Source organism: uncultured Veillonella sp., from assembly GCF_934230905.1.
Taxonomy (GTDB): domain Bacteria; phylum Bacillota; class Negativicutes; order Veillonellales; family Veillonellaceae; genus Veillonella.
On the sequence record NZ_CAKQFJ010000021.1, the window covers coordinates 15,899 to 34,281 of the forward strand.

An 18,383-nucleotide genomic window follows, 5' to 3' on the forward strand; every position below is an offset into this window, starting at 1 on the left:
TTACGCCTCCTTAGTAACAGCTGGTTTCACTGCTTCTAATCGGAAAATAGGTTGTCCTTTAGCACTAAATTTCTCTTCATATTCCGTCTTTACATTTGGTAAATCTGTACTATGTAAATCATAGGTTACATTTTTAAGTTCCCACCCACAGTTTTTAAATTCCTCTAGAGAAAACATAAACAAACCTTCATTATCTGTCTTGAAATGCACCTCGCCATTATCTTTTAGTAAACGCGCATATCGATCAAGGAATGTGTGGTATGTTAATCGCCGTTTAGCATGCTTTGCTTTAGGCCATGGGTCACAAAAATTGATATAGAAACGATCTACTTCTCCAGGTGCTACAATTTCTTCAATACCAGCAATATCGAATAAAGATACCTTTGCGTTATCCCGTTGTGCTTCAAAAATCTTTTGTGCCGCATAATAAATAACACCGATTTGAACCTCAAATCCTACAAAATTTGCATCAGGATACGCTTCAGACATACCTGAAATAAATCGACCTTTACCTGTACCAAGCTCCATGTATAAAGGTCGTTCTGGATGTGAAAAAGTCTCTCTCCATTTACCTTTATAATCCTCTTGCCCAGACAAAATAATATGTGAATCATACTCATGAATTGCCTCATCAATCCATGGTTTTCTACGAAGACGCATCATTACTCCTTATATTTCTAAAGTTTTATATTACATAACTAATTGTTACCTATCCTTATTATTATAGAGAAAGCTTTTCCTTTACGTCAATTAGTAATATGAAAAAGCCCATGTCTTTATAAAAGAACATGAGCTTTCTATTAATTAGATAACATATTTTCTAAGTATTCAATTTGTTGTGGGCTTAAACCAAGCTCTGTTAAGCTTTTCTTAGATGAAGCAAATACCGCATTCGATTTACCAACGCGAGTACCTAACGCTGCCGCCGCTACAAGTTCACGATCAAGTTTACCTAAGCGAGATCTATTTCTATTTTGTGGCTTTGGTTTCTTAATACGAAAAGTATTATATTTTACTGCGGTTGAAGCCTCATCGGCCTTAATCTTAGCAGCCATATTACTACTATTAGAACCATTGCCTAACAAGGCACTCAACCCCACTCGTTTAGGTACCAATTTATCATAATCTACACCAAACTCAGGGCGTTCTTCACGAAGTTGTTCAAATGTAGCAAGGGCTGCATTCATTTGCTTTAAACCAGCTGCCGAATATAATTGACGAATGGCAATACTCACCTCTTGAGGTGTCAAAGTACCACGCTCAATAGCGGAAATAATTGTTTCTTTTAATGAACCTAAATCCCCACTGGCTGTATAACGTCCTATTTCAACAAGATCCTTTTGACGTTCATTTAGCTCTTTTGGTACATATATATTAAATTCCGAAATAGAAGGTGCCTTCTTGGTTACAGGTTCTGCAGCACCATTTATCTCACACAGATAACCACTGCCGACCATAGCCAACGCCACTGCCAAAGTAAAAACCTTTTTCAATATTTCCAAATCTCCCTCTATATACCAACAAAAGCACGTTTACATTCTATTTAGCTTATATAGAATTTATAAACTAATCGAAACTTCACTATACATCAAAATGAGTCAATCTATTGTTATTATATACTACTTCATCCATTATTTATAGTCATATTAATAAAAAAATTTAAAATATTTTATTTATAAATAGTATTTATAACTCATATGCACATGTGAAAAAGTAGTAGTTTTTATGCCAACTAACAAAAACTACTACTTTCTATTTTATTTACAAATGATATTTATATAGGTTATATTTGAGAACCATCTTAACTTAACAATGCTTTTACATCAGATACAATTTGATCTACAGAAACACCATTCTCCCGTAGCAACTTGGTCGCATCATATCTATCATGAAATTCTTTAGCAATGCCATAGTTTTTAACACGCATAGTGGATGGCCCATAGAAACTAGCCACACGTTGTCCCCAACCACCTTCAACAACACCATCTTCCAATGTAAATACAACAGAATGATTCGCCTTTAAAGAATCAAGTAATGCTTCGTCTATACCAGAGGCAAATTTAGGATTTACTACCGTTGCATCGATACCATCTTTAGCCAATTCATCAGCTACTTGGTTCGCTAGATGGTAAAAGTTACCAAGGCCTAATAAAGCAATGTGTTCACCATGATGAGTCACCTCAGATTTATGTAAAATGCTATAGTCAGTCGTATCCGGTACACCAGTAGATATAAATTTACCTACAGGTACGCGAATTGCTACAGGGTGCTCGTGTTGATGTACGGCATATTTCGTCATAGCCAATAGTTCTTCATTATTGGTAGGTGCTAAATAAACCAAATTAGGAATGCTTGTAAGCATTGGTATATCAAAGAACCCCAAATGAGTGACATCGTTCATGCCATATACGGAGGCCTGGTGATTAATAATAACAGCACTATTATTATTGACGCAAAGATCTTGTACTAATTGGTCATAGGTACGTTGTAAAAATGTACTATACACATTAAATACTGGTTTACCGCCATTTTTAGCAATACCAGAACTCATTGCAATAGCATGCTCTTCTGCAATGCCTACATCAATATATTGTTTGCCTGCCGCTTTGCGCCATTCGGAATTAAATCCAAAGCCACCTGGTGTACCTGCACAAATAGCTACCACTGTTGGATCTACTTTGATTTGCTCCATCAAATAGTTCGCAATCGTACCAACATACGTTGGACCTTTATCTGCCGCTTTTAGCTTACCTGTTTCTATGTCAAATGGCATAGTCCAGTGGAACTTCTCTTTATTTTGCTCTGCAAGGGTATAGCCCTTGCCTTTTTGAGTAACGATATGTAACACAATTGGGTGATCAATATCTTTTACATCCTTAAACACATCAATTAATGTTTCTAAATCATTACCCTTTGCAACAAAACGATAGTCTAAGCCAAGAGCCTTGAAAATATTATTGGAACTTTCACCATTAGTTTCACGTAATTCTCGAAGACCACGGTATAAACCACCATGATTTTCTGCAATGGATTGGTCATTGTCGTTGACAATGATAATTATATTACTGTCTAATGTAGCTGCATAATCAAGCCCTTCAAAGGCTTCACCACCAGACAAAGAACCATCGCCAATAATAGCGATAATATTTTCAGGGTCTCCCTTTAAATTACGAGCCGTTGCTAAGCCAGATGCCAAAGAAATAGATGTAGATGTATGCCCAATATTAAAGAAGTCATGTTCACTTTCAGTTGGATCTGTATAGCCTGTCACATCATCATAATGATCATGGTCAAGGAACGCCAATGCACGCCCTGTCACCATTTTATGCACATAGGACTGATGAGATACATCATATACAATCTTATCTACAGGTGAGTTAAATACATAGTGCAAGGCCATAATCATTTCTGCTGCACCCATAGGAGGGCCAACATGACCGCCCTGTTCAGATACCTTTGCCATAAGGGCTCGACGTGCTTGTACTGTTAAGTCTGTCAATTCAGAAATAGATAAGCCTTTTAAATCGGCTGGAGATTTTATATTAATTAAATCCATAAGATTGCCTTTCTTTTAATTACATATTACTACTAACATATACTATAATCTAAGAAAAAGAGCCAGTCCATACAGAACCAGCTCTTTATATAGCAAAAAGGTGGCACAACCAAAAGGCTGTACCACCTTGATTCATCAATTATTCAGCAGTGAATGGCAATAAAGCGATTGCACGTGCACGTTTGATAGATGTAGTCAATTTGCGTTGATGTTTTGCGCAAGTACCGGAAATACGACGAGGTAAGATTTTGCCGCGTTCAGTCGTGAAACGACGAAGTTTAGCAACGTCTTTATAGTCGATTTGATCGATATGGTCTGCACAGAAAACGCATACTTTTCTTCTTGGCTTTCTGCCTCTATCTCTTCTCATTGCGAATCCTCCTTTTCGAATTAGTAGGAGTCTCGGACACTAGAACGGGATGTTTTCGTCATCGCCGCCTGTACTGAAACTATCAAAATTGGACCCACCATCGAAAGAATTAGTATTCATATCAAGGGATTGGCCCACAAAGTTCGCTACCACTTCAGTAACGTAACGTTTTTGACCATCCTGAGTCTCGTAGGAACGAGTTTGCAAGCGACCTTCTACAAAGCAGCGACTACCTTTACGAAGATTACCTGCCGCTTCACCAAGTTTGCCCCATGCAACACAATTAATGAAAGCAGTTTGTTCTTTCGTTTCATTGGTTGTAGAGTCAATATAAGTATTTGTAGCAGCTACTGTGAAAGTTGCCACTGCTCTACCAGTTTTAGTAAAACGTACTTCAGGATCACGAGCTAAATTACCTAGAATTTGTACAGAGTTCATCTTTTCTCCTCCAGGCTTTAATTATGCATCGTGTTTAACAATCAGGTGTCTTAAGACATCATCGTTGATTTTCAACACACGGTCGATTTCTTTAATTTCAGCTGGATCAGCTTCGAAATTAACCAATACGTAGAAACCGTCAGTGAATTTTTTCACTGCGTAAGCAAGACGACGCTTGCCCCAACGATCTACCTTTTCTACTGTGCCGCCTACACGAGCAATTAAAGCTTCCACTTTTTCAATGACAGCGTTAGTTGCTTCTTCTTCAGCTGGTTTCACAATAACCATGACTTCGTATTTGTTCATACAAAATCACCTCCTCTTTCGGACTAATGCCCCTATCGACACATAGGGGTAGGAAGTGCTTACCATTAATAAGCTTTACTATTATAACCTAAATTAATGATGAAAGCAAGTAGCTCTTAGATAGTACTTACTTTCATAGCATTATATATGATAATATTGTTCATCCTCTGGATAGGCAATAACAGCACAGATAACAACAAATACCATAATAACTGACATCATAGGAATTGCACTATCATGAGGCAAAAATGTAAGGATCAACGATGATATAATCCCACTACCATATTGCATCGCCCCTAGCAACGCCGCTCCAGAGCCAGCCATCTTACCAGCCCGTTCCAATGCCAATGCATTGGTAACCGCTGCAATGACACCATTCATAGAGAAAAACAAAAAACAGCCTACCACTATGAGTAGTAACGATGTATATCCAGCCATCATCAAAATCATAACAACAACTACAGCAATCGCAGAAAACAATGATGCATATCGCAATAATTTATCTAATCGTATAGCACTTACAATGCGACGATTTATAGCACTGAGAATCATAACACCAATAATATTAAGACAAAACAAATAACCATAATATTCTGTTGGTACCTGAAAAACATCTATATACACATATGGTGATGCTGTTAGAAATGCATATATAGAAATATAAAAGCATGTGACACAAAGGGTATATTTCATAAAGCCTTTGTTTTGTAACAAAATCCAATAGTTTTGGTATGTCGCCACCATAGAACGTGTACTGCGTTTTTCTTTTGGATGCGTTTCAGGCAACACCAAAATTCCTATAAACATAATTGCTGCAATTATAACAAGCAACCAAAATATACTATGCCACGAATACCATAGTAGCAAATGACCACCCATCATTGGGCCTGCAATAGGTGCTATAGCCATAACAATAGCCAAGGTAGATAACATCTTAGCCGCCTCAGTACGACCATACAAATCTCGTATCATAGCACGTGATAACATAGGCCCCACACAGGCTCCAAAGGCCTGAAACACACGCCATGCTAACAATTCATACATAGATGTAGATATAGCACAGCCTACAGAACCAACAATAAATATCACCATACCAATTAACAATGGAATTTTACGCCCAATCTTATCACTAATGGCACCCCAAAATAATTGCGCAAATGCAAACCCTACAAGAAATCCCGTTAAGGTTAACTCCGCATCACCATGAAGGTCTCGCCCTATAGTTGGCATGGCAGGCAAATAAATATCTGTCGATAAGGATGTACATGCCATGAGTGCACTTAATATGGCTATAAACAGCCAACTTTTATTACTAATTGTAGGCATATATCACCTCGTTATGCGTAGTTTAAATAGAGTAACAAAAAAAGCCTAACGTAACTAGTGTCCAAAACACCAATACATTAAGCCCTAGAAACATATTCTTATTAAGATAGACCTAACACAACCACATGTCGATAACTCTTCTTTTATTTATTATACAACATAGAAAGTTTTTCTAAAATAGGTCTTATATAATAAAAACTTATTATCAGCAATAATATATTATATAAAAAATTCTATAGAAACCCCTTGCACCAAACCCTTATATATTTTACTATATATAGAGAATTCTAATTGTAAAAGGAGTCATCATGGCTAATATTAATGAAAACTATTTAAACCTACAAGGTTCTTATTTATTTGCTAACATTGCTAAAAAAGTAGCGGATTATCAAGCAGCACATCCAGATGCAGACATCATCCGTCTTGGTATCGGCGATGTTACATTGCCTTTAGTACCTGCTATTGTAGATGCTATGACTAAGGCTGTTCAAGAAATGGGCAAAGCCGAAACGTTCCGCGGTTATGGTCCTGAACAAGGTTATGATTTCCTTCGCAAAGCAATCATCGAAGGCGATTACAAACCATACGGCATTGAAATCGGCATGGACGAAGTATTCGTTTCTGACGGTGCAAAATCCGACGTTGGTAATATCCAAGAATTATTCAGCGAAGATAATATCATCGCTATCACTGATCCCGTATACCCTGTATACCTTGATTCCAACGTTATGGGTGGTCGTACAGGCCAAGCCGTTGATGGTATGTTTGAAAAGGTTGTATACCTTCCTACATTTGCAGAAAATAATTTTTCTCCAGAATTTCCTTCTGAACGTGTAGACATCGTATATCTTTGCTCTCCAAACAATCCTACAGGCACAGTACTCAGTCGTGCACGCTTAGCTGAATGGATTAAATGGTGCAAAGAAAACGACGCTATCTTAATGTTCGACTCTGCTTACGAAGCTTTCATCAGCACAGAAGACACTGTAAAATCTATCTACGAAATCGAAGGTGCTCGCGAAGTAGCTATTGAATTCCGTTCCTTCTCTAAAACTGCTGGTTTTACAGGTACACGTTGTGCCTACGCAGTAGTACCAAAAGAAGTAACAGGCAAAACTAAATCTGGCGAACGTCAACCTTTGAATCCTATGTGGAACCGTCGTCAATGCACTAAATTCAACGGTGTACCTTACATCGTTCAACGTGGTGCTGAAGCGGTATATTCCAAAGAAGGCCGTGAGCAAACTCGCGCAAACATCGCTTACTATAAAGAAAATGCACGTATCATTAAAGAAGGTCTCGAATCCATCGGCCTTACTGTATACGGTGGCACTGATGCACCTTACATTTGGTTAAAAACACCTGGCAGCATGACAAGCTGGGAATTATTCGATCTTCTTCTTGAAAAGGTACAAATCGTATCTACACCAGGATCTGGTTTTGGTCCACATGGCGAAGGGTATCTTCGTTTAACTGCATTCGGCAGCCGTGAAAATACAATCCGTGCTGTAGAACGCATCAAAACGTTACAATTCTAATACAAATTTATAGACATTCTGTTTATAATAAGAATTAACATAAACACACAAAGACCGGTTATAGCAACTATCAATCCGAAAATTGCTATGACCGGTCTTTTCTACGCCTATTTAATTATAAATTCTACATATTCAATTTAACTAAAAACTATGACGGATTCCAGCATCTACACGATAGGATGTATCAACAGTACCGCCAAAATTTTTCGTAAACGTTCCATATACATATGTATTTGGACGGAATCTCCAAGAACCGCCGAGTTCAAGATCAAGCCAAGTATCTTTTAAATCTACTACACTATTAGTTGTTGGTTCACCGACCATGCTATACGTTGCTTTCATCTTACCAGAGAATTCATGAGCTAATGCAGCTTTAAGGAAAACATTACTATTCTTAGCTTCCTTACCGATACCAATGCCTAAACGGCCTATAGCGGAGTTAACCGCATCAGAATTAATATGAACAATGCTACCAGTATTCGTACGAGCATCAAAGCTTTCACCAGACAAGCGACTAAGAATCAATTCTGCACTTGGATCAATATAGAAACCATTTTCTCTCTTAATACGCTTGCCATATTCAAGGCTCAAGGAGGTCCCTGTATTATGATAATCTCCACTTAATGTTGTACCTAAACTATTACGAACGGTAAAATCATTTTTCAAACGATTGCCTTTAGCAATGATATCTAAATAACGACCATCATTAAATTGTTTAGCACCATAGAGTGCTAATCCAGCAGTTTTACCAGAACCGGAACCCAACGCATAATCACTGTTGTTTGTGCCATACAAGAAGGCACCACCTATAATCCAGTTTCCTCGTTTCGTATCATAGCCAACTTGCGCCATATTATAAGTTTGATTTACATAGGCAGAATCTGTAATTTTAGATTTACCACCAATATATTTCCCCCATACGCCTTGATTGTCAGCATTCATACGAACATCACCTAGGCGGCGTTGCAAATCATTTGTATCAGCTCTCATTTGCATAACAGAAGATGCTAATGCACTCTTAACACCAGAGACAATTTCACTTTCACTAGTGGATAATACGGTTTTATTAGACACCACAGCACGTCCATCTGTATCAAAATCATCCGGGCTAAGTTTGGCATTTAATGTAGGACTAATCACACCTGTTTCTAAATGCACATTAACACCAAGGTTTCGCTCACCCTTCGTATATCCATTGTAGACTATTTTCTTCACAAATTGATTTTCTGCTAATCCTGGAATTTCGGCATTAGCATGTTCTTTCAAAGCATCTACGGAACTACGCAATGTAACAGAAGAGCCAGGGTCAGCATGGTTGATAACCACTTCCCCTTTTCCGTTTTCTGCAGCAGGTGCACCTTTTTCATAATCAATAGCTGTATGACCAGCATAATTATTAATCGTAATAGGACGTGCATCTACGGCTTGAATAATACCACGGCTACCTTCAGTGGCACCACCTATAAAGTGCTCTACCTTACTACCTGTATATAAATAATTAGCATTATCTGGGCGACCTTGTGTTGGATATACACGTTCTGCACCTAACCATTCATTACGCCATGTAGCACCATTTTGTAAGTATAATCTCAAGCCTCCATGATAAGGATTATTGTTACTTTCATCAAATTCATTGAGGACACCACCTACTAACTTAGAACTTGGTGTCGTTAACCCCAACGAAATTTCTGACCCATGCTTATGTGGATTTTTATCAATACCATAGTTTTTATTGATAAAACCAATATTGCCATACATGTTAACGGCCTTAGCACCTGGTTGTAATCCATCCATTCCTGTATTTACATAGACAAAGCCTTCCTCTGAAAGTGCAGAATACGTATCAGATGTGGTTAACGGATATGTTTTCACATCTGCACCGCCAAGAATACGGATATAGCCATCCTTATTAGCTTGTAAACCAACACCAACAGCATCTACTTTGGCATTACCTTGTACGGTAACACGCGTATCATCATTATTACCATCATTTGTAACGCCACCATAACCAGCATAAATACCGCTCATGTAATAATGTGCCAAATCTGGTCTACGCTTCTCTCCACTTTCCGCAGGTGCTGGATTTTTAACTATTACATTCACATTTTTATCAATGGCTACCTGTGTACCATCAAGAGCATAAATCCCCGTAACATTGTTATGATATTTTGTACCATTTACGCCAAGACCAGATACATTAACCGTCAAATCATCAGTATAATGTTTATTTTTCCCCCACAAATTCAAGCCAATAGATTTTCCGTCCGTATGGCTTTCAACTGTAGTGGCCGACACCATGACCTCTGCACTAGCACCAGTGATAATCAAAGCGGCGATAACAGCAAGGTTTATCGTTTTTCTCATCTCGTAACCTCCTCAAACTACACACAATAAATTTGTATATATCTATTGTATCTACATCAGGGGTATATGTGTCAATTTTTGTACATATGACATTTTCTTTTATGTAAATAACTATACGCAATGTATCGATATGAATTTAATTCAGAAACTCTATAGAATATTCTATAAAAAGTAAGTTATATGCTATAATAAATATATTAGTTATTACACTACATTTTATAATTATATAGGAGGCTAATATGAGCAACATTCGTATTGGTATCGTAGGCTATGGCAACTTAGGCCGTGGCGTAGAAGCATCTGTAAAATTACAACCAGATATGGAACTTGTTGGCGTATTCTCTCGCCGCAAAGGTCTAGAAACTGTTTCTGGTGTTCCTACATATACTATGGAGGATTTACCTAATTTTAAAGGTAAAATCGATGTTATGGTTCTTTGTGGCGGTTCCGCAACTGACCTTATCGAACAAACTCCAATGGTAACAAAATACTTTAATTGCATCGACTCTTTCGATACACACGCACGTATTCCTGAACATTTTGCTAATGTAGATAAAGTGGCAAAAGAAGCAAAAACTGCTACTTTGATTTCTTGTGGTTGGGACCCAGGCATGTTCTCTTTACAACGTGTATACGCTGAAAGCATCTTGCCTCATGGCAAATCTTACACATTCTGGGGCCGTGGCGTTTCTCAAGGTCACTCCGATGCTATCCGCCGCATCGACGGCGTTCTTGACGCTCGTCAATACACTGTTCCTAAAGAACAATACCTTGAAGCAATCCGCAATGGTGAAACTCCTGATGTTGATGGCTATAAAGGTCACCTTCGCGAATGCTACGTCGTAGCAGCTCCTGATGCGGACAAAGCAAAAATCGAAAACGAAATCAAAACTATGGAAAACTACTTTGTAGGTTATGAAACTGTAGTTAACTTCATTTCTCAAGAAGAACTTGATCGTAACCACAAAGGTATTCCACATGGTGGTTTTGTTCTTCGTTCTGGTGAAAGCACAGATGGCACACGTCATGTTGTTGAGTATTCCTTAAAACTTGACTCTAACCCTGAATTTACTGGTTCTGCACTCGTTGCTTATGCACGTGGTATTTACCGTCTTGCTAAACACGGCGGCACAGGTTGCTACACTGTATTTGATATTCCACCAGCTTGGATTTCTACACATTCTGCCGAAGAATTACGAGCTCACTCACTATAATTCAAAACATATTTAAAGAGGATAACTACGGTTATCCTCTTTTTTACATTCTTACACCTTACCATATTATATTCTTACATATAAAAAGGGCCATCTTTAAGATGACCCTCTATTACTAACCGCTAAACACCTATTGCTTAATACCAACGAGTTAATGGTAAATCGTTATTTATACCTTTTGTCATAAGAATTTGATGTAAATCCATATTACCAATATAGAAACCTGCAGCACAACCACAGAGATACAAATCCCACATGCGCACAAACTCAGTTCCGCGTACCTTTTCTACTTGATCACGAACACCTTGGAAATTATTATACCAATGCATTAATGTTTTATAATAATGCAAACGTAAATTTTCAACATCAAGTACATCCATGTCATACTCATAAGCAAATCCAATCATTTCTCGAAGGGAAGGCAAGCATCCACCTGGGAAGATGTATTTACGAATCCAAGCACTTGTTTCTTTTTCGGAAGGGTCACTAATATAATGGAGCAGGAACAACCCACCATCTTTAAGCATGGCTGACGCATCTTCCATATATAAAGGGAAATTAGCCCGTCCAACATGCTCTAACATGCCTACGCTAACCATACGATCAAACTGACGTCCAGAAGCAGCCACGTCACGATAATCTATAAGATCAATCTCAACTTGACCTTCAAGACCAAACTCTTTAATTCGTTCTTGCCCTTTTTTCCACTGTTCTTCAGACAATGTACAACCATAGCCTTTAACACCATATTTTCTAGCTGCTTCAATAAGAAGAAATCCCCAACCACAACCAATATCAAGAAGTGTCATACCTTCTTTTAAGTGTAATTTATCAAGAATATGATGTACCTTTTGATATTGTGCATCTTCAAGACTATCATCTTCATGTTTAAAGTATGCACAAGAATAACTCATAGTCTTATCAAGCCATAAACTATAAAAATCATTACCTAAATCATAGTGAGAAGATACTTGTTTCTTTTGATCTTTCTTTTTTAGCCCTACATTAAAGAGCGAACTAAGAACTTTTTTATTAATAGAATCTTTATTAACATGGCCTAAAACGACACAAAGAGCTTTGAATAAATCACCTTCAATTTCTATGTCTTTACGCATGTACGCTTCGCCAAGTGCAAGTTCAGCTGATACCAATACATCCTTTTTAGGTATATCTCTATTTACAATAATCGTAAATTCTGGATTACCTTCACCAATTGTATATTCGTTATCACCAACTTTTACAACAAAGCAATGATCATTGAATCGTTCCAAATAGTGTACTAAAAAGCTATCAAAAAGTTTAGAAAACATAATCATATCCTTTCTTGCCAAAATGTGTTATACACACTTTATTCAGCATTCAGACCTTTAATTTATCTAGTTACACACTTCACATTTCATGAATTTAGTTATCAAATATTTTTATAGATAATTATCTAATTCAATATATATCAATTAATTTCTATTAATTACATAACAAATTTATCTGATATAAATATTTAAAACCCATAATGACATTATAAACCTTTTATGCAAAAAATACACTATATACAAAAAAAATTTATTTTAAATATACATTTAAGTATTGTATTGTAAAGTTACATCCCACATATGATATAATATTTAATTAGTAGAGTTTTACGAAAACTTTCAACACGAACGAAATCAATGAAATTAATAAAAGGTGGTACCATGAGCACAAATTTAGAAGTAGGCATAGTAGGCCTTCCAAACGTTGGGAAAAGTACATTATTCAACGCCATTACAAAAGCAGGTGCTGAAGCTGCGAACTATCCTTTCTGTACAATCGAGCCAAATGTAGGTGTTGTTGACGTTCCAGATAATCGTTTAGCTATATTAGCTGAAATGTTTGGTTCAAAACGTATTCTACCAGCTGCTATGCGCTTTGTAGATATTGCAGGACTCGTTGAAGGTGCTTCCAAAGGCGAAGGCTTAGGCAATAAATTTCTTAGTCACATCCGTCAAGTAGATGCAATTGCACAAGTCATTCGTTGTTTTGATGACCCTAATATCACACACGTTGCAGGCTCTATCGATCCAATTCGAGACATTGAAATCATCAATACAGAATTATGCCTTGCTGACCTTGAGTCAGTTGAAAAACGCAAACAACGTATCGAAAAAATTGCTAAATCTGGCGACAAAGATGCGCGTGCCGAATTACCATTACTAGAACGCATCATCGAAGGCCTTGGCGAAGCTAAACCAGTTCGCGGACAAGGTCTTGACGAAGAAGAACTAGAAATGATTAAAGAATTAACATTACTTACTGCGAAGCCTTCCCTTTATGTAGCTAATATTTCTGAAGATGAAGTATCTGATTACTCTTCCAACGAATATGTAAAACGCGTTGAAGAATACGCCAATAATGAAGGTGCTGGTATCGTTGTTGTTTCCGCTCGTATCGAATCTGAAATTGCTGAATTATCCGATGAAGAATCTGCTGCATTCCTTGAAGATCTCGGACTTGAAGAATCTGGCTTAACAAAACTTATTAAAGCAAGTTATTCACTATTAGGTCTTATCAACTATTTCACAGCTGGTGAAATGGAAGCTCGTGCTTGGACAATTGTGAATGGTACTAAAGCACCTCAAGCAGCAGGTAAGATTCACTCTGATATCGAAAAAGGCTTTATCCGTGCCGAAATCGTATCCTTTGATGACTTACAAGCTTGCGGCAGTCAAAACGCAGCCAAAGAAAAAGGGCTTGTCCGATTAGAAGGTAAAGACTACGTTATGAAAGATGGCGATGTAACACACTTCCGTTTTAACGTATAATACAAATTAATATTTTCAAAGCACCATAAAAAGAGCCCCTCTTGCAATTATACAAGAGGGGTTTTAATAAGGTTAATATTAGATATATTCTATTTAACAACCTTTACAATTTCATCCATTGTACGACGCGTTTTATTGCGATGTGGTTCTTCATCACGGTAACCAAAAGCAGCCATTACAGCAATGCCAAAGTGCTTCGTATCAAAAAGACCTAATTCATCGCCTAAGAATGTTGTCATCTTGTCTTGGTTGAAGCCTTCCAACGCACAAGAGTCAAGACCTTCGTAAGCAGCCATGGTCATCATATTCGCCATAACGATATACGCTTGTTTAGAGGACCAATCAAAAGCAGCACGTTCAGACTCAAATGTTTTATAGTCTTCCGTAGTAAACTGAGCATATTTATCTTTATAAATAGCATCTACTTCAGCAGGTAATTGTTTAACCTCTTCTTGAATATATCGTACATAAGGAGAATCAAATTCTAAATCTGCCTTTTTACGCGTTAAGAATACTACAAGATGACTCGCTTCCAAACCAGCCAAAATGCCCCAGCCGTAAGCTTTCATCTTTTCGCGAATCTCTGGATTTTGAATGACTAACAACTGATATGCTTCAAAACCTAAAGACGTAGGAGACAAACGTGCCGCCTGCAAGATAGCATTCCAATCTTCATCAGAAATCTTTTTAGTGCTATCAAATTTCTTACATGCATACCGATAGGTCATAGCATATTCTAAATCTTTACGATCTAATTTTGGGGCTGTTAATTTTATAGTTTCTATTTCATACTTACTCATTAAATGTTTACCTTTCATTATAAAAATTATATTAAAAAAATGTCTAAATCGATGATTGTATAACTTCTTTACCTTTTTCATACCAAAATAGACCAGATGTGCTAATCTTATACTCTTTCAAAATACGCTGAACTAGATTAGCATCACTCACTTCTATTCGAATCGATAAGCCGCACATATCATCAAGTTCTGGAGGTGTGGCCATTAATTGATGAGGCACTTCTAATTCCGTTAGCACCTTATCTGCTTTATCACCAAAATAATAAGATGTAAAAACAATTAACAGCTTTTTATTATCCATACACAAAGGCCTCACCTCCTTTTTATATTATAACTAATCAAAATCTATTCACATATGATACATTATAATTTAACAAGGTTTTCCCCTACAATTGCATCTGTAATGGCATACATATTAGTAATAGAGCCAACACCAATTTGATCTTTAATACCATAATAATCAAGACAAATACCACATGCTGCTATTTCAACACCTGCATTAGCTAACTTTTTAATAGCTTCCAAATGCACCGAATCGTTAGTTACCATTTTAACGCTACTATTGATAAAGTAAATCTTAGAAGGCTTTACATCAGCTTCAACCATACACACCCAAAAGGTTTTCATTAAATTACGACCTAGCTCTTCGCTACCTTCACCTAAATAATCCTTTGTCATCAGAATAACACGCTTTCCATAGTTCATCGGCTCACAATGAACAGATGACACCGCTTCTGCATTAGGCGTCATGGTAAGGTAAAAATCCTTACCATCTTGTCGAATTACTACACCATAACCACGTGATCTAGCAAATTTTTCTACATTATCACGACTAACTTCATTATCTACTATGGTCGTAATAATTGCACTAGGGTTATTATCACTTACCTTCTTAGTTTCAATAACCGGTTTTGGGCATAGGCTACCACGTACATCTACAGTTAACTCATTTGTATTGCTCATCATACACCTCTACAGAATTATATAAGTTGTGAAAGGCTCAACGGCCACTACTATAAACATATTAAATAAAACTTATCTTTCATGACTCTCATTTTTTATTCTGTTACGCGCACCGCCAATCCACTAAAGCTTTCAACAGCACCGATAATAGTAGCACATTCAATCCCCGCATCATGTAATGCTTTCACCAAATCAGGCCCCTCTGTGGCAGGCACAGAGAATAAAAGTCCACCTGATGTTTGTGGATCAAATAGAATATCTGTCCACACCGCATCTAAATTTACATCAACCTGTACATCTGTTATGGCCTTACGATTACCATATGATGCCGCTGGTACTAATCCCATTTGAGCTGCCTCAATAACCTCTTCAAAAAGTGGAATATCATATGCCTTAATATGAATCGTTACTGCAGAAGCACTCGCCATCTCTACAGCATGGCCCATTAAACTAAAGCCTGTCACATCTGTACAAGCATGAATTCTAAAATTATGAGCTACTTCAGCAGCCACCCGGTTCAATGTACTCATGCTAGCAACCGCTTGCGCAGTAGCATCAGGAAATAAACCCGCTTTCAACGCATTATTCATAATACCTGTACCGATACATTTCGTTAATACTAATACATCACCCACTAGGGCGCCTTTATTCTTCCAAATTCTATTGGGATTAACTTGACCAGTTACAGACATACCAAATATAGGTTCCTTATTTTCAATACTATGCCCCCCTACAATAACTGCACCAGCTTCGGACACAATAGAGGCAGCCCCATTGAGTACATCTGTTAATACACCTTGTTCGACTAAAGGAACCGGAAAACCAACAATATTCATTGCAGTTAGTGGCGTCCCCCCCATCGCATATACATCACTCAAAGCATTTGCAGCTGCAATCTTACCAAATAAAGTGGAATCATTCACAACAGGTGTAAAAAAATCTAATGTTTGTACGAGGGCTATTTGCTCTGAAATTTTATATATACCTGCATCATCAGCATTGGTCATATCCGCTAGAACATGGTCATTTGTAACAGGAGTAACGGCCTTTAATACACGTTCCAATATATGCGGGCCAATTTTACATGCACAGCCCCCACTTGTAACATAATCAGTAAGTCTTACCATATGTATATCTCCTAATACAATATTTTTATCTCTTTTATAGAACTTGGAACTATTTATTTTCTATTGCTACATTGTCAGGTAGCCTAGATATAAGTCTCTTTGCCGCCTTTTCAAATTTAGGTCTAGGCATCAACAATTGATGACCACATCCTTTACATACGATAAGGAAATCAGTACCAATGCGTTTAACCTCCCACTCATCACTACCACAAGGATGGGATTTTTTCATTTGTACTACATCGCCAACATAATATCTAACAAACGCCATAGCGCCTCCTTATAGTTACTCTATCATTTATGTACCTATTATATCGAAAATCTAAAATCTAATACAAATAAAAATATAGGTTCTCTAATTATATATAGTAAAAAATTAAAATAATTACCAATAAGACTGTCCTACATAAATAATAATGATTTTCCACTTAATTCTCACTCTCATTATCAATGTTTCCAATTTTGATAAAGTCTATACCTACCGCTCTTTTAAAAACCGCATATTTACTGCATTGATAATTTCTATCATTTAGAAAATTTTCGAAATAAATTTAATAAAAACACTTGCATTTCTCATTTACTATGTTACAATATAGTCAACAATGATTATTCGTTAAGTATACGAATCAAAAACATTGTGGTGTAACTAACCAGGCAAGTGCCTCTTCACAAGCACCGGTAAGTACTCATTTAGTAGATAAGCAAGTGCTTTTTTAACTATAGACAAGTGTCTATCTAATCATGCTACAAATAAGTTTTGTATAATTTAAACTCAAGTGAGTTACCTAATAGTGTCTTCACAACCAAGTGGTTATGAATATATATCATAAGTAAGAATTTAAGAATTATATGTAAGTACAAAGGAGTATTAAAATGGCAGAATTAAAAGGTTCTAACACTGAAAAAAATCTTCAAACAGCATTTGCTGGTGAATCCCAAGCATTCCAAAAATATACATATTATGCAGCAGCAGCTCGCAAAGCTGGTATGAACGAAATCGCTGATTATTTCGAAGAAACAGCTCACAACGAATCTGCTCATGCTAAAGTATGGTTCAAAGCTCTTCATGGCGGTGATATTTCCGCTGATATCGAAGCTAACCTTCGCGATGCAGCAGCTGGTGAAAACTACGAACATACTACAATGTACAAAGATTTCGCTGATGAAGCAGAAAAAGAAGGTTTCACTGCTATCGCTTTCAAAATGCGCGAAGTTGGTAAAATCGAAGCTCGCCATGAAGCTCGTTACCTTGCATTAGCAGCTCGCGTTTCTGGTAACAAAGTATTCCATAACGATCAACCAGTAGCATGGATTTGCGCTAATTGCGGTTATATCCACGTTGGTGATGAAGCTCCTAAAGTTTGCCCAGTATGTGCTCACCCACAAGCTTTCTTCCAACGCCACGTTGAATCTATCTAATTTCTATAAGTTTAGATAAAATAATATTTTAAATACAGATATGTGATACTGCAAGTGTAGTTCTTCCTAACTGTATGTACAGACAACCTCAATAAAGGGGCTGTAACAAAACAGCCCCTTACACTAGAAAAGCTATTAGTTGATTTTATATGATCAACCAATAGCTT

At 37.1% G+C, this 18,383-nt stretch carries 18 protein-coding genes; 4 read left to right on the forward strand and 14 right to left on the reverse strand.

What is annotated here, in order from left to right:
• From trmB to Q0E20_RS06865, 7 genes are all read right to left on the reverse strand, one after another.
• Positions 1–660, reverse strand: a complete 660-nt coding sequence (trmB, locus tag Q0E20_RS06835) for a tRNA (guanosine(46)-N7)-methyltransferase TrmB (RefSeq protein WP_295998205.1) — start codon at positions 658–660, stop codon at positions 1–3.
• 140 nt (positions 661–800) lie between these two features.
• The gene (locus Q0E20_RS06840) at positions 801–1,493 is read right to left on the reverse strand and encodes a carboxymuconolactone decarboxylase family protein (RefSeq protein WP_366509648.1); all 693 of its coding nucleotides are present in this window, start codon (positions 1,491–1,493) and stop codon (positions 801–803) included.
• 308 nt (positions 1,494–1,801) lie between these two features.
• The gene (locus Q0E20_RS06845) at positions 1,802–3,556 is read right to left on the reverse strand and encodes a 1-deoxy-D-xylulose-5-phosphate synthase (protein WP_295998172.1); all 1,755 of its coding nucleotides are present in this window, start codon (positions 3,554–3,556) and stop codon (positions 1,802–1,804) included.
• A 139-nt stretch (positions 3,557–3,695) separates the two neighbouring features.
• The gene (gene rpsR / locus Q0E20_RS06850; protein ID WP_004693795.1) at positions 3,696–3,926 is read right to left on the reverse strand and encodes a 30S ribosomal protein S18; all 231 of its coding nucleotides are present in this window, start codon (positions 3,924–3,926) and stop codon (positions 3,696–3,698) included.
• A gap of 39 nt (positions 3,927–3,965) precedes the next feature.
• Entirely contained in the window at positions 3,966–4,364 is a 399-nt protein-coding gene (locus tag Q0E20_RS06855) for a single-stranded DNA-binding protein (RefSeq protein ID WP_295227224.1), read from the reverse strand.
• 21 nt (positions 4,365–4,385) lie between these two features.
• Positions 4,386–4,670 (reverse strand): 30S ribosomal protein S6, encoded by a 285-nt coding sequence (gene rpsF / locus Q0E20_RS06860; RefSeq protein WP_005377647.1) that lies wholly within the window; start codon positions 4,668–4,670, stop codon positions 4,386–4,388.
• Between the two features lie 141 nt (positions 4,671–4,811).
• Positions 4,812–5,996, reverse strand: a complete 1,185-nt coding sequence (locus Q0E20_RS06865; protein WP_295260315.1) for a multidrug effflux MFS transporter — start codon at positions 5,994–5,996, stop codon at positions 4,812–4,814.
• A gap of 308 nt (positions 5,997–6,304) precedes the next feature.
• On the opposite strand from Q0E20_RS06865, the gene Q0E20_RS06870 reads away from it, so the two are divergent.
• On the forward strand, positions 6,305–7,534 hold the full coding sequence (locus Q0E20_RS06870) for an LL-diaminopimelate aminotransferase (RefSeq protein WP_295998176.1): 1,230 nt from the start codon (positions 6,305–6,307) through the stop codon (positions 7,532–7,534).
• Between the two features lie 141 nt (positions 7,535–7,675).
• Here Q0E20_RS06870 and Q0E20_RS06875 read toward each other — a convergent pair whose 3' ends face one another.
• Complete coding sequence (locus tag Q0E20_RS06875; RefSeq protein ID WP_295998179.1) at positions 7,676–9,898, reverse strand: autotransporter outer membrane beta-barrel domain-containing protein; 2,223 nt, start codon at positions 9,896–9,898, stop codon at positions 7,676–7,678.
• A gap of 239 nt (positions 9,899–10,137) precedes the next feature.
• Here Q0E20_RS06875 and Q0E20_RS06880 point away from each other — a divergent pair, with 239 nt between their 5' ends.
• Positions 10,138–11,112 carry a diaminopimelate dehydrogenase gene (locus tag Q0E20_RS06880; RefSeq protein ID WP_295998182.1) on the forward strand — a complete coding sequence of 325 codons (975 nt, stop codon included), beginning with the start codon at positions 10,138–10,140 and terminating at the stop codon, positions 11,110–11,112.
• 137 nt (positions 11,113–11,249) lie between these two features.
• Here Q0E20_RS06880 and Q0E20_RS06885 read toward each other — a convergent pair whose 3' ends face one another.
• Positions 11,250–12,422, reverse strand: a complete 1,173-nt coding sequence (locus Q0E20_RS06885; RefSeq protein WP_295998185.1) for a class I SAM-dependent methyltransferase — start codon at positions 12,420–12,422, stop codon at positions 11,250–11,252.
• A 381-nt stretch (positions 12,423–12,803) separates the two neighbouring features.
• Between Q0E20_RS06885 and ychF the strand changes: the two genes are divergently transcribed.
• Complete coding sequence (gene ychF / locus Q0E20_RS06890) at positions 12,804–13,910, forward strand: redox-regulated ATPase YchF (RefSeq protein WP_295998188.1); 1,107 nt, start codon at positions 12,804–12,806, stop codon at positions 13,908–13,910.
• An 89-nt stretch (positions 13,911–13,999) separates the two neighbouring features.
• Here the strand turns inward: ychF and Q0E20_RS06895 are convergent, their stop codons facing one another.
• From Q0E20_RS06895 to Q0E20_RS06915, 5 genes are all read right to left on the reverse strand, one after another.
• Positions 14,000–14,710 carry an NAD(P)H-dependent oxidoreductase gene (locus Q0E20_RS06895; RefSeq protein WP_295998191.1) on the reverse strand — a complete coding sequence of 237 codons (711 nt, stop codon included), beginning with the start codon at positions 14,708–14,710 and terminating at the stop codon, positions 14,000–14,002.
• A 43-nt stretch (positions 14,711–14,753) separates the two neighbouring features.
• Positions 14,754–15,011, reverse strand: a complete 258-nt coding sequence (locus Q0E20_RS06900; protein WP_295998194.1) for a DUF3343 domain-containing protein — start codon at positions 15,009–15,011, stop codon at positions 14,754–14,756.
• A 62-nt stretch (positions 15,012–15,073) separates the two neighbouring features.
• Positions 15,074–15,673: a sulfurtransferase-like selenium metabolism protein YedF gene (gene yedF / locus Q0E20_RS06905; RefSeq protein WP_295998208.1), complete on the reverse strand. Its 600-nt coding sequence runs from the start codon at positions 15,671–15,673 to the stop codon at positions 15,074–15,076.
• Positions 15,674–15,768: 95 nt separating this feature from the next.
• A complete protein-coding gene (gene selD, locus Q0E20_RS06910) occupies positions 15,769–16,800 on the reverse strand; it encodes a selenide, water dikinase SelD (protein WP_295998197.1) in 1,032 nt (343 codons plus the stop codon).
• A gap of 49 nt (positions 16,801–16,849) precedes the next feature.
• Complete coding sequence (locus tag Q0E20_RS06915) at positions 16,850–17,068, reverse strand: DUF951 domain-containing protein (protein ID WP_295998199.1); 219 nt, start codon at positions 17,066–17,068, stop codon at positions 16,850–16,852.
• 602 nt (positions 17,069–17,670) lie between these two features.
• On the opposite strand from Q0E20_RS06915, the gene rbr reads away from it, so the two are divergent.
• The gene (gene rbr / locus Q0E20_RS06920; RefSeq protein WP_295998202.1) at positions 17,671–18,216 is read left to right on the forward strand and encodes a rubrerythrin; all 546 of its coding nucleotides are present in this window, start codon (positions 17,671–17,673) and stop codon (positions 18,214–18,216) included.
• Positions 18,217–18,383: the final 167 nt, after the last annotated feature.

Excerpts from the sequence above, each read along its gene's own strand:
- trmB (WP_295998205.1), bottom strand. The coding sequence starts at position 660 with ATGCGTCTTCGTAGAAAACCATGGATTGATGAGGCAATTCATGAGTAT.
- Q0E20_RS06845 (WP_295998172.1), bottom strand. The coding sequence starts at position 3,556 with ATGGATTTAATTAATATAAAATCTCCAGCCGATTTAAAAGGCTTATCT.
- rpsR (WP_004693795.1), bottom strand. The coding sequence starts at position 3,926 with ATGAGAAGAGATAGAGGCAGAAAGCCAAGAAGAAAAGTATGCGTTTTC.
- Q0E20_RS06855 (WP_295227224.1), bottom strand. The coding sequence starts at position 4,364 with ATGAACTCTGTACAAATTCTAGGTAATTTAGCTCGTGATCCTGAAGTA.
- rpsF (WP_005377647.1), bottom strand. The coding sequence starts at position 4,670 with ATGAACAAATACGAAGTCATGGTTATTGTGAAACCAGCTGAAGAAGAA.
- Q0E20_RS06865 (WP_295260315.1), bottom strand. The coding sequence starts at position 5,996 with ATGCCTACAATTAGTAATAAAAGTTGGCTGTTTATAGCCATATTAAGT.
- Q0E20_RS06870 (WP_295998176.1), top strand. The coding sequence starts at position 6,305 with ATGGCTAATATTAATGAAAACTATTTAAACCTACAAGGTTCTTATTTA.
- Q0E20_RS06875 (WP_295998179.1), bottom strand. The coding sequence starts at position 9,898 with ATGAGAAAAACGATAAACCTTGCTGTTATCGCCGCTTTGATTATCACT.
- Q0E20_RS06880 (WP_295998182.1), top strand. The coding sequence starts at position 10,138 with ATGAGCAACATTCGTATTGGTATCGTAGGCTATGGCAACTTAGGCCGT.
- Q0E20_RS06885 (WP_295998185.1), bottom strand. The coding sequence starts at position 12,422 with ATGTTTTCTAAACTTTTTGATAGCTTTTTAGTACACTATTTGGAACGA.
- ychF (WP_295998188.1), top strand. The coding sequence starts at position 12,804 with ATGAGCACAAATTTAGAAGTAGGCATAGTAGGCCTTCCAAACGTTGGG.
- Q0E20_RS06895 (WP_295998191.1), bottom strand. The coding sequence starts at position 14,710 with ATGAGTAAGTATGAAATAGAAACTATAAAATTAACAGCCCCAAAATTA.
- Q0E20_RS06900 (WP_295998194.1), bottom strand. The coding sequence starts at position 15,011 with ATGGATAATAAAAAGCTGTTAATTGTTTTTACATCTTATTATTTTGGT.
- yedF (WP_295998208.1), bottom strand. The coding sequence starts at position 15,673 with ATGAGCAATACAAATGAGTTAACTGTAGATGTACGTGGTAGCCTATGC.
- selD (WP_295998197.1), bottom strand. The coding sequence starts at position 16,800 with ATGGTAAGACTTACTGATTATGTTACAAGTGGGGGCTGTGCATGTAAA.
- Q0E20_RS06915 (WP_295998199.1), bottom strand. The coding sequence starts at position 17,068 with ATGGCGTTTGTTAGATATTATGTTGGCGATGTAGTACAAATGAAAAAA.
- rbr (WP_295998202.1), top strand. The coding sequence starts at position 17,671 with ATGGCAGAATTAAAAGGTTCTAACACTGAAAAAAATCTTCAAACAGCA.